We start from the raw sequence: 14,048 nt of genomic DNA, 5'->3' as shown, positions 1-14,048 counted from the left end.
CAGGTAGCCTTTCCCCCGTGCCCCGTCTGTCTGAAGTCATCGCCGAGCTCGACGCCCTCTGGCCACCCGGGCGCGCCGAGGGATGGGACGCGGTGGGCACGGTCTGCGGCGAGCCGGAGGCTGAGATCGACCGGGTCCTCTTCGCCGTCGACCCCGTCCAGCCGATCGCCGACGAGGCCCGCACCCTCGGCGCCCAGCTGATCGTCACCCACCACCCGCTGTACCTGCGCGGTACGACGACGGTCGCGGCCTCCACCTTCAAGGGCCGGGTCGTGCACGACCTCATCAAGCACGGCATCGCCCTGCACGTGGCGCACACCAACGCCGACACCGCGGACCCCGGGGTGTCGGACGCCCTCGCCGGTGCGCTGGACCTGAGGGTCACCGGCCCGCTCGTGCCGGATCCCACCGACCCCGCGGGCCGCCGCGGCCTCGGCCGGATCTGCGAGCTCGATCCCCCCGCGACCCTCCGTGACTTCGCCGCCCGCGCCGCCTCCCGGCTCCCCGCCACCGCGCAGGGCATCCGGCTGGCCGGCGACCCCGACGCCGTCGTACGGCGGGTCGCGGTGAGCGGCGGCTCCGGCGACAGCCTCTTCGACGCCGTACGCGCGGCCGACGTGGACGCCTTCCTCACGGCGGACCTCCGCCACCACCCGGCCTCCGAGGCCGTCCAGCACTCGCCGCTCGGCCTCGTCGACGCCGCACACTGGGCCACCGAGTGGCCCTGGTGCGAGCAGGCCGCCGCGCAGCTCGACGCACTTTCCGACCGCCACGGATGGGACCTGCGGGTCCACGTCTCGAAGCTGGTCACCGACCCCTGGACCACCCACCACTCTTCTGGAGCCCCCAACTGAACGCCGCGCCCGCCGACCAGATCCGACTCCTCGAAGTCCAGGCCCTCGACGTACGTCTGTCGCAGCTCTCCCACAAGCGCACGTCCCTGCCCGAGCACGCGGAGATCGAGTCGCTCGACAACGACCTCGCCCACCTGCGCGACCTGCTGGTCGCCTCGCAGACCGAGGAGAGCGACACCACCCGCGAGCAGACCAAGGCGGAGCAGGACGTCGACCAGGTGCGCCAGCGCGCCGCCCGCGACCAGCAGCGGCTCGACTCCGGCGCGGTCTCCTCGCCCAAGGACCTGGAGAGCCTCCAGCGCGAGATCACCTCGCTGGCCAAGCGCCAGGGCGACCTGGAGGACGTCGTCCTCGAGATCATGGAGCGCCGCGAGGGCGCCCAGGAGCGCGTCGCGGAACTGACCGAGCGGGTCGGCGCGGTGCAGGCGAAGGTGGACGACGCGACCGCGCGCAGGGAGGCGTCGACGCGGGAGATCGACGCCGACACCGCCTCGGTCGCCAAGGACCGTGAGGTCGTCGCGGGTGCCGTCCCCGCCGACCTGCTCAAGCTGTACGACAAGCTGCGCGCCCAGCAGGGCGGTGTCGGCGCCGCCCGGCTCTACCAGCGCCGCTGCGAGGGCTGCCGGCTGGAGCTGAACATCACCGAGGTCAACGACGTCAAGGCTGCGTCCCCCGACACGGTGCTGCGCTGCGAGAACTGCCACCGCATCCTGGTCCGTACGTCGGAGTCGGGTCTGTAATGGCCGCACCCCGCCAGCTGGTCGTCGAGGCCGACGGGGGCTCCCGGGGCAACCCGGGGCCCGCCGGTTACGGCGCGGTCGTCATCGATCCGGTCTCCGGCGGCACACTCGCCGAGGCCGCGGAGTACATCGGCGTCGCGACGAACAACGTCGCCGAGTACAAGGGGCTCATCGCCGGTCTGAAGGCGGCGAGGGCCCTGTTCCCGGACGGCGATGTGCGGGTGCGCGTCCGGATGGACTCCAAGCTGGTGGTCGAGCAGATGTCGGGCCGCTGGAAGATCAAGCACCCCGACATGAAGCCGCTCGCGGCGGAGGCCGCGGGAATCCTCCCCGTCTCCTCCGTCACGTACGAGTGGATTCCGCGCGCCGAGAACAAGCACGCCGACCGGCTCGCCAACGAGGCGATGGACGCGGGCAAGCGGGGTGAGCGGTGGGACCGGGCGTCCTCGACGGCCGACCTGGACACCACGCGCGCACCGGCTGCTCCCGAGCCGCCGGCCGGCCCGCCCGGCGACCCGGTCGCGGGCGCGGCGAAGGTCCGCGCGGCGATGGCCGCCGCCCGCCCGGCCACTCCGCAGACGGGTTGGGGGAGTGCCCCCGACCTGGGTGCGCCCGCCACCTTCATCCTGCTCAGGCACGGCGAGACGGCCCTCACCCCGGAGAAGCGGTTCTCCGGCAGCGGAGGCAGCGACCCGGAGCTCTCGGCCACCGGTCGCCACCAGGCCGCCTGCGCGGCCGCTGCCTTCGCCGCCCGGGGCACGGTCCAGGACATCATCAGTTCGCCGATGCGCCGCTGCCGGGAGACGGCCGCCGCCGTGGCGGACCGGCTCGGCCTGGAGGTCCGCATCGAGGAGGGCCTGCGCGAGACGGACTTCGGCGCCTGGGAGGGGCTCACCTTCGCCGAGGTGCGGGAGCGCCACGGCTCCGACCTGACCGCCTGGCTCGCATCCTCCGACGCGGCGCCCACGGGCGGCGGCGAGAGCTTCGCCGAGGTCACCGAGAGGGTCACGGCCGCCCGCGACCGGCTCATCGCCCGCCACGCCGGCCGGACGGCACTCCTGGTCACACACGTCACCCCGGTCAAGACCCTGGTCAGGCTCGCGCTCGGCGCACCGCCCGAATCGCTGTTCCGCATGGAGCTCTCGCCCGCGTCCGTCTCGACCGTGGCGTACTACGCGGACGGGAACCCGTCGTTGAGGGGCCTCAACGACACCTCGCACCTGCGCTGACGGCGTCGGGCCACCGGTTCGACCGGGCCTCCTCGCGCCGGACCACCCCTACGTGGCCCGGGCGCGCGGTGGAGCCGGGGCTCAGCCGCGGACCAGTGCCGCGGCCCCGGCCGCCAGCCGCTCCACGCGCGCCCAGTCCTTCGCCGCCACCGCGTCGCCCGGCACCATCCAGCTGCCCCCGACGCAGCCGACGTTGGGAAGCGCCAGGTACGACGGCGCCGACTCGGGCGTGATGCCGCCCGTCGGGCAGAACCTGGCCCGGGGGAGCGGGGAGGACAGCGCCTTCAGATAGGCGGTGCCGCCCGCCGCCTCGGCCGGGAAGAACTTCATCTCCGTGATTCCGCGCTCCAGCAGCGCGACCACCTCGGACGTCGTCGAGACGCCCGGCAGGAACGGCACGCCCGATGCCTTCATCGCCTCCAGCAGCGCGTCGGTCCAGCCGGGGCTGACCAGGAAGCGGGCCCCGGCGGCGACCGTCTCGGCCACATGCGCCGGGGAGATCACGGTGCCGGCGCCCACCACGGCGTCGGGGACCTCCGAGGCGATCGCCCGGATCGCGTCGAGCGCGGCGGCGGTACGCAGTGTGACCTCGATGGCGGGCAGCCCGCCCGCGACGAGCGCGCGGGCCAGCGGCACCGCGTCGGCCGCGTCCTCCAGGACGACGACGGGTACGACGGGGGCGAGGTCCAGGACGGACGCGGACACGGCGGCGGGCACGGAGGAGGTCATGGGCTCATCCTGCCGCCTGAACCGCACAATGCGCAACGAGCGTTGCGCAGGATGCAATGGGTCAGTGGATCTCGGTGACCACCACGTCGAGCGCCCACGGCCGGCCGGCCCGTTCCGGAGCCTGCGCCTCCACGACGTGTCCCAGGTCGCGAAGCGCTTCCACCAGCTCCGCCGGACCCTTCGGATGCGCCCCGGCCAGCAGCAGATCGCGAACCATCCGCCCCTTCGTCGCCTTGTTGAAGTGGCTCACCACGGACCGCTTCTCGACCCCGTCGACCAGCCGGGAGTGGAGCACCCGCACACTCGCCGTACGCTCCGCCACCGCGCCCGCCGGCTTCCACGCCCCGGCGTACGCCGACGACCGCAGGTCCAGGACCAGCCCCTCCCCGGCCGCCTCGGGCATGACCGACGCCATGGGCGCGCGCCAGAACGCGGTCAGCGCGCCCGTCCCCGGCAGCTTCACGCCCATCGAGCAGCGGTACGACGGGATGCGGTCCCCGATCCTGACCGCGCCCCACAGCCCGGAGAAGACCAGTAGCGACTTCCCGGCGCGCCGTCGCGCCGCCGCGTCGAGCGTGGCCAGGCCGAGCGCGTCGTACAGCACCCCGGTGTAGATCTCCCCGGCCGGCCGCGTCCCGGCCGTGCGCAGTTCCGCGTTCTTCGCGATCTCGCCCCGCAGGCCCTCACTGAGACCGAGCACCTCGCGGGCCTTCTCCTCGTCCGCCAGGCAGAGTCCGACCAGCTCGTCGAGTACGGCGGCCCGGGCGTCCGCGAGCCCCGGCAGGGACAGGGACTCCGGCTTCAGCGGTGCCCCGCGCCCCGAGGCGGCCTTACCTTCGGAGGGCGGCAACAGCACGAGCACGGGGTTCTCCTTCGGACGCGGCACGGGGTCCCTGACGCACGGAAACCCCGCAGCAAGAGTACGGTGACCGCGACCCCCGGATCACGGGGCGCGGCCCGGCCCTGGGGCACCCCGGATGGCCGCGGCGACGGGGCGCCGGCCGGCCGCGGTGGCACCCGGACCGCCGGCCGTGGGCGTGAGCCCACCTGCCGGGCGGCTCGCCCCGTCTCGTACGATCGCGTCCTCGAAGGCACCGCACGCCACCAGACCGGCACCGCACCGCACACAGCCACCGCCCGCACCGGACAGCCACGCCACCGCACCGCATCAGGAAGGCTCACGCGTGACCGACCTCGCCGCCGGCCCCGCCGCCGACCGGCCCCGGCAGATCGTCACCGCCGCGCGCACCCTCCTGGAGGCGGACGGGCCGGAGGCGCTCACCATGCGCAGGCTGGCCGACCGGGTGGGTGTGAAGGCCTCGTCCCTCTACAAGCACTTCCCGGACAAGTCGTCCGTGGTGGCAGTCCTCGCCGGGGAGATGCTGCGGGAGGTCGCCGGTGTGCTGGCGGCGGCGGAGAAGGCGGCCCCGGGCTCGCTGTCCGCGCTCGCCACCGCCTACCGCGCGTACGCCGTGGCCCATCCGCACCTCTACCTCCTCACCATGGGCCGCGCCCTGCCCGCCGCCGGGGCCGCGGACGCCGCCGCGGCCCCGCTGTTCCGATCCGCCGGGGGCGACGAGGACAGCGCCCGCGCCGCCTGGGCATTCGCCCACGGAATGGTGGTCCTGGAACTCGGCGGCCGGTTCCCCCCGGGGGCCGACCTGTCGGCAGCCTGGGAGGCGGGCATCGCGGCCTTCACCGCCCGCACCGCCGGGTAGCATGGTCACCACGGCAGACGAGCCGGGCGGACGGTCGCGTGGGGATCCCAGGATTCTCCCGAGGAACGTCCGGGCTCCACAGGGCAGGGTGATGGCTAACGGCCACCCGGGGTGACCCGCGGGACAGTGCCACAGAAAACAGACCGCCCGGGACTCCGGTCCCGGGTAAGGGTGAAACGGTGGTGTAAGAGACCACCAGCGCCTGAGGCGACTCAGGCGGCTAGGTAAACCCCACCCGGAGCAAGGTCAAGAGGGACCGTCGCGAGGCGGTCCTGCGCGAACGACCGAGGGCGGCCCGCCCGAGTTCGCGGGTAGACCGCACGAGACCGGCAGCAATGCCGGTCCTAGATGGATGGCCGTCTCCCCGGCCGCCGCGAGGCGACCGGGCGACAGAACCCGGCGTACAGCCCGACTCGTCTGCCGCTCGACCCCCTGGCCGGCCCGACCGGCAGGACGCTCCTCAGGGGCGGGCGCCGACGACGGCGTCGACCGCCTCCAGGGCGAGATGCCACGGGTAGCCCTCCTGCGGCCGCTCCCCGGGCCGGTTCGGCACGAAGCCGCCCTCGCTGTACAGGACGGTCACGCCCGATGCGCGAAGGGCGTCCACCGACCGGTGGAACTGGGGATGCCGGGCATAGGCGCTGTTGACGCACGGCATCGCCACGGTCGGGATCTCCTTGCCGATCGCCTCCGCCACGACGCCGACGACGAACTTCGATGTCAGCCCCAGCGCCCACTCGTTGACCGTGTTGAAGGTGGCCGGCGCGAACAGGATCACGTCCGCCGGGGGCCACGCGTCCGGCTCTCCCGGCAGCTTGTACTCCGAGCGCACCGGATGCCCGGTCAGCTCCTCGAGGGCGGGCAGGTCGGCCTCCAGCCACCGGGCCGCGGCCGGCGTCAACGCCAGGCACACATCCCACCCCCTGTGCTGCCCGGCCTTGATGACCTCGGCGACTTCGAGGACCGGAGGAGCGGCGGAGCCGAACAGATACAGGGTCGTCATGGGCCCATCCGACCACACGCAACCGCCCCCGAACCGCGACGAATCGGGGGCGACGCGGGTTCCGGCACACGGACGTGGCGGTACCGTCCCGGATGAGAGCCAGGAACGGAGGACGGCGTGCCCAGACCGGACGACCACACAGGCACCCGCATCAGGGAGCAGCGGAAGCTCGCCCGTCTCACCCAGCGGCAGTTGGCGGACAGACTCCCGTACTCGTACAGCCTCCTCAACCAGGTCGAGTGCGGTGCCAAGCCCGCCAACCTGGACTTCCTGGCGGCCGTTGCCAAGGCCCTGCGGGTCGACGTCACCGTCCTGACGGGACAGCCCTACGTCACCGAGCTCCAGCAGGACCGCCTCGCCGGGCTCGTCCGCCCCATCAGAGAGGCACTCGACCTGTACGACCTGGGGGCCGACGGCACCCTCCCGGAGACGCCGGCCGGCCGACTCGTCGCCGGCGCCGAACACCTCTGCTCCCAGGTCCGGGCCACGCACCTGCGGAGTGCGGCCCGGCTGCTCCCGGCGACGATCGCGGACCTGACGACCGCGGCCTGGCGGACGCGGTCGACGGAGCTGTGGCAGGCGCTGGCCTCCACGTACCGGACGGCCCACGACATCGCGGTCAAGCTCGGCTACTACGACCTCGGCTCGGTCGCCCTGGACCGCATGGACTGGGCGGCCCACCGGGCATCGGACCCGTGCCTGGCCGCCGTCCGCCAGTACATGCGGGCGCTGGTGTACTTCCGGGAGGGCGAGTACGCGATCGGGCAGCGGCTCGTCGCCGTCGGCCACGGGATCGTCGGCGCCGCGGAGCAGACCCGAGAGGTCGTCGCGGTGACCGGGCAGTTGCACCTCGGGGCGTCCGTCATCGGCGCCCGGGCGGGCGACCAGGACGCCGTCGACACCCATATCGCCGAGGCGGAGCGCTGCGTCCGCCGGACCGGGGACGCCTCCGAGGTCCACTGGCTCAGCTTCGGGCCGACGAACGTGGCGCTCCACCGCATGTCCGCGGCCGTGGAGATGCGGCAGTACGACGACGCCCTCACCCAGGCCCGGCAGATCGCACTGCCCCCGTCCCTGGCGACGTCGAGGCGCGCGCACTTCCTCATCGACCGTGCCAGGTCCGAGATGGAGACGGGCCGCACCGAGGCGGCGCTCGGGACCATCGTCGAAGCCCGGCACGCGGCGCCGGAGCAGACCCGGTACCACCCCGGCGCCCGCGAGACCATCAAGGGCCTGGTCCACAACTCGCGCCGCGCCCCGGACACCCTCGGCCACTTGGCGGCCTGGATCGGGTTGTGAGCGCACTCGTACCCCCCGGACCTGCGTTCCGGCCCGCCCGCGCTCACGAAGCCGTGAGCGTCGGGCCCTCCCCTGAGCGCCACGCTGGTCCCGTACCTGATCAACGACGAGCCGGGGACGCCATGACCGTGAGGGACCTACCGCCAGTCAGCGGGTTGACGGAGCAGCAGCAGCGCGGATGGGTGTGCGTCTGGTGCGCCACGGCACTCCGCACCGGCACCGCGCGGGATCTCGGCGAGCAGCGGTACCAGCCGGCGGAGGGGTGCGCGTACTCCTGGTTCCCGCGGGCCTGCCCGGACGAGGCGGCCTGCGCCGAGCGGGAGGCCGCCGGGTCACCCGCTTGATCCGCAGCGGCCGGACGGGGCGGGGACGCCGTACCGGTTGTCCCCGTTGGAACCCCGCTCCGCCTCGTCCGGCACCCCGATGCCATGGTGATGCCGCACCGCCGGGCCGGCCGGCGTCGGCCGCGGTCAGATGATCGGCGGGCGGCCCAACCGCGTCATCCGCCACACCGTCCGCCAGCGCATCGGCCTGCGTGTGCCGCACGGGGTGCGCATCCCCTCGGCGAAGCCGGCCACCCAGGCCCGCAGTCCCGCGACCGAACGGGTGCGGGCCACGGTGAGCAGGACCCAGGTGCCGAGGTAGACCGGGACCAGGGGGAGGGGCAGGTTGCGGCGGGCCAGCCAGACGCGGTTGCGGGCGGTCATGCGGTGGTAGACCGTGTGCCTGGCCGGGGACGTCCTGGGGTGCCGCAGCAGAAGAGCGGGCTCGTAGAGGATCTTCCAGCCCGCGTCGAGCGCCCGCCAGGACAGGTCCGTCTCCTCGTGGGTGAAGAAGAACTCCGCCGGCCAGGGGCCGGTCCCGGCGAGCATCCTCATGGAGAGCGCGTGGCCGCCGCCGAGGAACGCGGTGACCTGTCCGCGCCGCATCGGGTCCTTGGCGCGGAGGCGCGGGACGTGGCGGCGCTGGGTCCCGCCGTGCTCGTCGGCGATGCGGAAGCCCACGATGCCCAGGTGCGAATCGGCGGCGTACAGGTCCTGGACCGCGCGGATGACGTCCTTGTCCACGAGGAGTCCGTCGTCGTCGAGTTCGATCACCACGTCGACGTCGCCGAAGGCGGCGAGGGAGGCCAGCGCCTCGTTGCGCCCGCCGGGGCAGCCGAGGTTCTCGTCGAGCTCCAGCACGGTCACGCCGCCGGTGAGGCCGGCCAGGCCCGGGAAGGCGCTGTAGTCGGGGAGCGGCGAACCGTTGCCCACGACGACCACGCGCGCGGGCCGCACATCCTGCATGGCCACCGACGCCAGCAGCGCCTCGACCTGCTGGGGGCGGTCCCCCATGGTCACGATCGATACGCCGACGCGTGGTGATGGCAAGGCTCGGCACTCCTGGGGTTCGGTCCGCCGCGACGGCGTGGTGCGGGCGCGGTGCCCGCGATCGTAACGCCCTGCCGTTCAGCTTCCCGTGGGCGGCCGGCCATCGGAGGGGCGGTCGCTGTTCAGCCGGGCGTACATCAGCATGTCCCGGCGGCGGCCCCCGATCTCCTGCCAGCCGCGCAGCAGCCCCTCACGGCGGTATCCGGCGCTCTCGGCCGTCCGCACGGAGGCGGTGTTCCACGGCTCGACGAGGAGCTGGACCCGGGGGATGCGCAGCTCGTGCAGGGCCCAGGTGGTGACCGTGCGCAGCGCCGCTCCCGTCACGCCCTGGCCGCGGGTGCGCGCCGTCATCCAGTAGCCCAGTGAGGCCCGGCCCTCGCCGGTGTCCGAGAGTCGGAGTCCGATGGCGCCGACCGGCCGGCGGTCGCGTGTACGGGCGATGGCGAAGGGATAGCCGGTCCCGGTGGCGGCCCGGCTCCACTGCCGCCTCACGAAGGCCTGGGCCCCGGCGTCGGAGTACGGCGAGGGGACCGAGCTGATCAGCGGGATGTAGTCGTCGTCCGCGGCCTCGCGCAGGAGGGGCAGGTCGCTCATCTCCCAGGGGCGCAGGACGAAGTCCGCTCCGGCGGTCATGCTGGGGACGGTCAGCGGTTGTGCCATGACCGCCATCCTGCCGCGCGTCCGCCCCTCGCCCCGGGCCCGACTCACCCGTGCGACCCACCTGCCTGCCCGGGTTCCCGACCCACCCGCCTGCGGTGCCGGGGCGGGGGCGGTCCGGAGCCCCGACGCTCCGGACCGCCCCCGCCCCAGGGCGGCTGCGGTCAGTGGCAGACCTTGACCCCGCTGCCCTTCGACCAGGAGCAGGAGTCGAGGAGCGCGCCGCCCGGCTTGAACAGCCGGGCCTTGTCGCCGGTGTTGTTCCAGACGTACGAGCCCCGGTTCCAGTACACGTGGGCCCCGCCGTTGCCGCCCTTGCCCGTGTGGACCCGGACCGTCTTCCCGGCGCCCAGCGTGTAGGCGGGGAAGGTGTAGGTGTAGCCGGTGTCGTCCTTCAGCCTGTAGCCCTTGAGCGCCAGCTTGGACTTGCCGTTGTTGTGGATGTCCACGTACTCGGCGTTCAGGGAGGTGTTCGTCCGGGTGTCCTTCCCGGGGCTGTCGTACTGGATCTTGCCGAGGTGCAGCCCGCCCTGGTGGGAGGCCGCCGAGGCCGGGGCCGTGGCGAGGAGCGAGCCGGCCAGTGCGGTGGCGGCGGCCAGGGCGAGGGGCGCGGCGGTGCGTATGCGCATGCGGTGTGTTCCTTCTGTGTGCGAACAGTGAAGGTCAGTAGCATACGGTCGGCGCGCGCTCGCCCCGGCCCGGTGGCGGAAATCTGCAAACTCGGTCATTCCTAGGCGAGTTACGGGCAAGTGCGGAGCGAAACGGTCACCCCCGGCCGACGTACGGCATCGCCGTGGCCAACACCGTCGCGAACTGCACATTCGCCTCCAGCGGCAGCTCCGCCATGTGCAGGACCGTCCGTGCCACGTCCGCCGCCGCCATCACCGGCTCGACGGCCACCTCGCCGTTGGCCTGGAGGATCCCCGTACTCATCCGCTCCGTCATCTCGGTCGCCGCGTTGCCGATGTCGATCTGGCCGCAAGCGATCCGGTACGCCCGCCCGTCCAGCGACAGCGACTTCGTCAGACCGGTCACCGCGTGCTTGGTCGCCGTGTAGGCGATCGAGTGCGGGCGCGGTGCGTGGGCCGAGATGGAGCCGTTGTTGATGATCCGGCCGCCCTGCGGGTCCTGATCCTTCATCAGGCGGAACGCCGCCTGCGCGCAGAGGAACGTCCCCGTCAGGTTGACGTCCACCACGGCCCGCCAGTCCTCGTACGCGAGATCCTCGACCGGCACCGAGCCGGGCCCGAACGTCCCCGCGTTGTTGAAGAGCAGGTCGAGCCGGCCGAACCGGTCCCGTACACCGGCGAAGAGCGCCGCCACCCCGTCCGGGTCGCTCACATCGGCCGGCAGGCACACGGCGGTGCCCGGACCGGCCGCGGCGGCCGTCTCCTCCAGGGCCGAGGCCCGCCGGCCCGCCAGGACCACCGTCCAGCCCGCACCCGTGAGGGCGAGCGCGACCGCCCTCCCGATCCCCGATCCCGCACCCGTGACGACAGCGATTCTCTGCTCAGCGTTCATGGCCCGGCAGCGTACGGGAGGGTTCGCGCCGGCCGGCACGCGGTGGCCATCGCACCGCCATACGGATGTGGTGTGCGTGCCGACGGAACGTCGTCGCCCGGGACTCCAATGCCTCTGACAGCATCCGGCAGTGGAGGGGCATATGACACCCGCACAGATCAGCACCACGCCCGGTCGGCAGGAGCGTTCCGCAGAGTTCCGGGCCGCCGCCCGGCGGCTGGGGTCCGGAGTGGACCGGCGCCGCTTCCTCACCGTCACCGGTGCGGCAGCCGCGCTCGCGTTCGCCGCGAACCTGCCCGCCGCCGGTGCCGCGAGCGCCGCCGAGCTCGACGCCCGCAGGATCGCCGAGGACCCCTTCACCCTCGGCGTGGCCTCCGGCGACCCCCTGCCCGACTCCGTGCTCCTGTGGACGAGACTCGCGCCCCGCCCCTACCAGGCGGACGGCGGGCTGCCCGCCGAGCGGGTCGAGGTCCGCTGGGAGATCGCCCGGGACGAACGCTTCCGACGCCCGGTCCGGCGCGGCTCCACCACCGCGCACCCGGAGTTCGGCCACAGCGTCCACGTCGACGTGAAGGGCCTCGACGACGACCGGACGTTCTACTACCGCTTCCGCGCGGGCAGTTGGATCAGCCCCACCGGCCGCACCCGCACCGCGCCCTCCGCGGGGGCACGCAACAGCTCGCTGACCCTGGCCGCCGTCTCCTGCCAGGCGTACCACGACGGCTGGTTCACCGCCTACCGGCACCTGGCGACCGAGGACGTCGACATGGTCCTCCACCTCGGCGACTACCTCTACGAGTACGCGGTCACCGCCGTCGGCGGCGCCCGCAACCACACCGACCACGTGCTGCCCGACCACTACAACCGCGAGACGCTCACGCTGGACGACTACCGCATGCGGTACGGCCTCTACAAGTCCGACCCCGACCTGCGCGCCGCCCACGCCGCACACCCCTTCGTCGTCACCTGGGACGACCACGAGACGGAGAACAACTACGCGGGCGACACCCCGGAGAACAGCGTCCCGCCGGAGGAGTTCCTGCTGCGCCGGGCCGCCGCCTACCGCGCGTACTGGGAGAACCAGCCGCTGCGCGCCCCGCAGCGCCCGACCGGCCCCGACATGCGGCTCTACCGTCGGCTCCGGTTCGGCCGGCTCGCGCAGTTCGACATCCTCGACACCCGCCAGTACCGCAGCGACCAGGCGTACGGCGACGGCTGGAGGGTCCCCGGACCGGAGTCCGAGGACCCGTCGCGCACCATGACGGGCGCCGCCCAGGAACGCTGGCTGCTCGACGGCTGGAAGAGCTCGGACACCCGCTGGAACGTCCTGCCGCAGCAGGTCACCTTCGCGCAGCGCCGTGACGTGCCGGGCGACGCCTACAAGCTGTCCATGGACTCGTGGGACGGCTACCCCGCCTCCCGGCAGCGCGTCATGGACGGCGCGGAGGCGGCGGGGATCGAGAACCTGATGGTCCTGACCGGCGACGTGCACGTCGGCTACGGCTTCGACCTGAAGAAGGACTTCGACGACCCGGCGTCCCGGACCGTCGGCACGGAGATCGTTGCCACCTCGATCACCAGCGGCAAGGACGGTGCCGAGAAGCCGGCCAACTACGACAACCTCACCCGGGCCAACCCGCACATGAGGTTCTACAACGGCCGCCGCGGCTACGCGCTCGTCACCCTCGGCAGGGAGCAGGCGCGCGCCGACTTCCGTACGGTGTCGGCGGTCACCACGCCCGGTGCGCCGCTCGGCACGGCCGGCTCCTTCGTGACCGAGGCCGGGAACCCGGGGCTCACCCCGGTCTGAGGGCACTCCCGCAGTCCGTGCCGGACTCGCGGGCTCCCCGATCCGGCCCGACCCGGACGAAGGACCCGGCCCGCCGGGTCAGACCAGGTCCGCCGGGTAGCGGACGCCGATGCGCCCACGTACCGCGTCGAGCGTCCGCATCACGGCGAGCGAACCCTCCAGCGGCACCAGCGGGGACTCCTTCTCGCCGGCCAGCAGGGCGCGCGTCACCTCGGCGGCCTCGTACTGCATGCCCGAGAGTCCCTGCGGGCCGGGGCCCGTGGTGACCTCCTCCGGCTCCCGGCCCTGCCGGTGCAGAACGAAACCGTCCGGGTGGAAGAAGCCCTGCGGGAAGTCGACGCGCCCCGCGGTCCCGGTGACCGACGCGACGGTCGGCAGGTCCCCGACGATCGAGCAGCCCAGCAGCGCGGTGGCACCCGAGTCCCAGCCCAGCAGCATCCCGGTGTTCAGGTCGACGCCCTCAGGGGACAGCAGCGCGTCCGCCTGGACCCGGTCCGGCTCGCCCAGCAGCAGCTGGGCGAACGACACCGGATAGACCCCGAGGTCCAGGAGCGCGCCGCCGCCGAGCGCGGGGTCACGCAGCCGGTGCTCCGCACCGAAGGTGCCCGCGAAGCCGAAGTCGGCCTGCACCGTGCGGATCTCGCCGATCGCACCGTCCCGCACCAGCTCGGTCATCCGGCGGATGAGCGGATTGCAGTACGTCCACATCGCCTCCATCAGGAACAGCCCGCGCTCCCGTGCCAGGTCCACCAGCTCCCGCGCCTCGCGCTCGTTGAGGGTGAAGGCCTTCTCGCACAGCACGTGCTTCCCGGCCTCCAGGGCGAGACCCGCGGCCTCCCGGTGCGCGGAGTGCGGGGTGGCCACGTACACGACATCGATGTCCGGGTCCGCGACGAGCTCCGCCCAGCTGCCGTACGCCCGCCCGATCCCGAACCGGTCGGCGAACGCCTTCGCGGAGGCCTCGGTGCGGGACGCCACCGCCACGACCTCGGCCCCTGAGCCCTCCATGGCCAGCAGGTCCGCCGTGAACGTCGCGGCTATGCCGCCCGTCGCCAGAACTCCCCAACGCACAGTCCCGCTCATGCCCGCCCGCCCTCACACAAAAAGGTTTCGAC

General features: G+C 73.3%; 15 protein-coding genes and 1 other RNA gene. 8 read left to right on the top strand and 8 right to left on the bottom strand.

From position 1 onward, the window contains the following. Positions 1 to 17: 17 nt before the first annotated feature. Genes AB0I83_RS21475 through AB0I83_RS21465 form a run of 3 tightly spaced genes read left to right on the top strand, consistent with a single transcriptional unit; the run spans position 18 to position 2,823 of the window. Positions 18 to 854, top strand: a complete 837-nt coding sequence (locus AB0I83_RS21475; protein WP_363305757.1) for a Nif3-like dinuclear metal center hexameric protein — start codon at positions 18 to 20, stop codon at positions 852 to 854. Then, a complete protein-coding gene (locus AB0I83_RS21470; protein WP_363305808.1) occupies positions 851 to 1,594 on the top strand; it encodes a C4-type zinc ribbon domain-containing protein in 744 nt (247 codons plus the stop codon). Before AB0I83_RS21475 ends, AB0I83_RS21470 begins: the two co-directional genes overlap by 4 nt. Continuing rightward, positions 1,594 to 2,823, top strand: a complete 1,230-nt coding sequence (locus AB0I83_RS21465) for a bifunctional RNase H/acid phosphatase (RefSeq protein WP_363305756.1) — start codon at positions 1,594 to 1,596, stop codon at positions 2,821 to 2,823. Before AB0I83_RS21470 ends, AB0I83_RS21465 begins: the two co-directional genes overlap by 1 nt. An 81-nt stretch (positions 2,824 to 2,904) precedes the next feature. On the opposite strand, the gene eda is transcribed toward AB0I83_RS21465, so the two are convergent. Beyond that, positions 2,905 to 3,552, bottom strand: a complete 648-nt coding sequence (gene eda / locus AB0I83_RS21460; protein ID WP_363305755.1) for a bifunctional 4-hydroxy-2-oxoglutarate aldolase/2-dehydro-3-deoxy-phosphogluconate aldolase — start codon at positions 3,550 to 3,552, stop codon at positions 2,905 to 2,907. Positions 3,553 to 3,613: 61 nt separating this feature from the next. Continuing rightward, positions 3,614 to 4,414, bottom strand: a complete 801-nt coding sequence (gene yaaA, locus AB0I83_RS21455; protein ID WP_363305754.1) for a peroxide stress protein YaaA — start codon at positions 4,412 to 4,414, stop codon at positions 3,614 to 3,616. Between the two features lie 322 nt (positions 4,415 to 4,736). Here yaaA and AB0I83_RS21450 point away from each other — a divergent pair, with 322 nt between their 5' ends. Both AB0I83_RS21450 and rnpB read left to right on the top strand, forming a co-directional pair. Continuing rightward, positions 4,737 to 5,270 carry a TetR/AcrR family transcriptional regulator gene (locus tag AB0I83_RS21450; protein WP_363305753.1) on the top strand — a complete coding sequence of 178 codons (534 nt, stop codon included), beginning with the start codon at positions 4,737 to 4,739 and terminating at the stop codon, positions 5,268 to 5,270. Positions 5,271 to 5,288: 18 nt separating this feature from the next. Continuing rightward, positions 5,289 to 5,690, top strand: an RNA gene (gene rnpB / locus AB0I83_RS21445) — RNase P RNA component class A. A gap of 40 nt (positions 5,691 to 5,730) precedes the next feature. Here rnpB and AB0I83_RS21440 read toward each other — a convergent pair. Continuing rightward, complete coding sequence (locus tag AB0I83_RS21440; RefSeq protein WP_363305752.1) at positions 5,731 to 6,273, bottom strand: flavoprotein; 543 nt, start codon at positions 6,271 to 6,273, stop codon at positions 5,731 to 5,733. Between the two features lie 117 nt (positions 6,274 to 6,390). On the opposite strand from AB0I83_RS21440, the gene AB0I83_RS21435 reads away from it, so the two are divergent. Both AB0I83_RS21435 and AB0I83_RS21430 read left to right on the top strand, forming a co-directional pair. Next, positions 6,391 to 7,572, top strand: coding sequence for a helix-turn-helix transcriptional regulator (locus tag AB0I83_RS21435; RefSeq protein WP_363305751.1), 1,182 nt, complete (start codon positions 6,391 to 6,393; stop codon positions 7,570 to 7,572). Between the two features lie 155 nt (positions 7,573 to 7,727). Continuing rightward, positions 7,728 to 7,916: a hypothetical protein gene (locus tag AB0I83_RS21430; RefSeq protein ID WP_356533210.1), complete on the top strand. Its 189-nt coding sequence runs from the start codon at positions 7,728 to 7,730 to the stop codon at positions 7,914 to 7,916. A gap of 126 nt (positions 7,917 to 8,042) precedes the next feature. On the opposite strand, the gene AB0I83_RS21425 is transcribed toward AB0I83_RS21430, so the two are convergent. The 4 genes from AB0I83_RS21425 to AB0I83_RS21410 all read right to left on the bottom strand — a co-directional run bounded on the left by AB0I83_RS21425 (position 8,043) and on the right by AB0I83_RS21410 (position 11,123). Further along, a complete protein-coding gene (locus tag AB0I83_RS21425; RefSeq protein ID WP_363305750.1) occupies positions 8,043 to 8,945 on the bottom strand; it encodes a glycosyltransferase in 903 nt (300 codons plus the stop codon). Between the two features lie 78 nt (positions 8,946 to 9,023). After that, the gene (locus tag AB0I83_RS21420) at positions 9,024 to 9,605 is read right to left on the bottom strand and encodes a GNAT family protein (protein ID WP_363305749.1); all 582 of its coding nucleotides are present in this window, start codon (positions 9,603 to 9,605) and stop codon (positions 9,024 to 9,026) included. Positions 9,606 to 9,766: 161 nt separating this feature from the next. Further along, positions 9,767 to 10,231: a lamin tail domain-containing protein gene (locus AB0I83_RS21415; protein WP_363305748.1), complete on the bottom strand. Its 465-nt coding sequence runs from the start codon at positions 10,229 to 10,231 to the stop codon at positions 9,767 to 9,769. Between the two features lie 136 nt (positions 10,232 to 10,367). After that, positions 10,368 to 11,123, bottom strand: a complete 756-nt coding sequence (locus AB0I83_RS21410) for an SDR family oxidoreductase (RefSeq protein WP_356533198.1) — start codon at positions 11,121 to 11,123, stop codon at positions 10,368 to 10,370. A 142-nt stretch (positions 11,124 to 11,265) separates the two neighbouring features. Here AB0I83_RS21410 and AB0I83_RS21405 point away from each other — a divergent pair, with 142 nt between their 5' ends. Further along, on the top strand, positions 11,266 to 12,933 hold the full coding sequence (locus AB0I83_RS21405; protein WP_363305747.1) for an alkaline phosphatase D family protein: 1,668 nt from the start codon (positions 11,266 to 11,268) through the stop codon (positions 12,931 to 12,933). Positions 12,934 to 13,011: 78 nt separating this feature from the next. On the opposite strand, the gene AB0I83_RS21400 is transcribed toward AB0I83_RS21405, so the two are convergent. Continuing rightward, positions 13,012 to 14,016 (bottom strand): Gfo/Idh/MocA family oxidoreductase, encoded by a 1,005-nt coding sequence (locus tag AB0I83_RS21400; protein ID WP_363305746.1) that lies wholly within the window; start codon positions 14,014 to 14,016, stop codon positions 13,012 to 13,014. Positions 14,017 to 14,048: the final 32 nt, after the last annotated feature.

It is taken from the genome of Streptomyces sp. NPDC049970, assembly GCF_040660235.1.
GTDB lineage: Bacteria > Actinomycetota > Actinomycetes > Streptomycetales > Streptomycetaceae > Streptomyces.
The sequence above is the reverse complement of the archived record's forward strand: the minus strand, read 5'-3'. Positions and strand labels throughout refer to the sequence as shown.

Excerpts from the sequence above, each read along its gene's own strand:
- AB0I83_RS21465 (WP_363305756.1), top strand. The coding sequence starts at position 1,594 with ATGGCCGCACCCCGCCAGCTGGTCGTCGAGGCCGACGGGGGCTCCCGG.
- eda (WP_363305755.1), bottom strand. The coding sequence starts at position 3,552 with ATGACCTCCTCCGTGCCCGCCGCCGTGTCCGCGTCCGTCCTGGACCTC.
- AB0I83_RS21440 (WP_363305752.1), bottom strand. The coding sequence starts at position 6,273 with ATGACGACCCTGTATCTGTTCGGCTCCGCCGCTCCTCCGGTCCTCGAA.
- AB0I83_RS21420 (WP_363305749.1), bottom strand. The coding sequence starts at position 9,605 with ATGGCACAACCGCTGACCGTCCCCAGCATGACCGCCGGAGCGGACTTC.
- AB0I83_RS21415 (WP_363305748.1), bottom strand. The coding sequence starts at position 10,231 with ATGCGCATACGCACCGCCGCGCCCCTCGCCCTGGCCGCCGCCACCGCA.
- AB0I83_RS21410 (WP_356533198.1), bottom strand. The coding sequence starts at position 11,123 with ATGAACGCTGAGCAGAGAATCGCTGTCGTCACGGGTGCGGGATCGGGG.
- AB0I83_RS21405 (WP_363305747.1), top strand. The coding sequence starts at position 11,266 with ATGACACCCGCACAGATCAGCACCACGCCCGGTCGGCAGGAGCGTTCC.
- AB0I83_RS21400 (WP_363305746.1), bottom strand. The coding sequence starts at position 14,016 with ATGAGCGGGACTGTGCGTTGGGGAGTTCTGGCGACGGGCGGCATAGCC.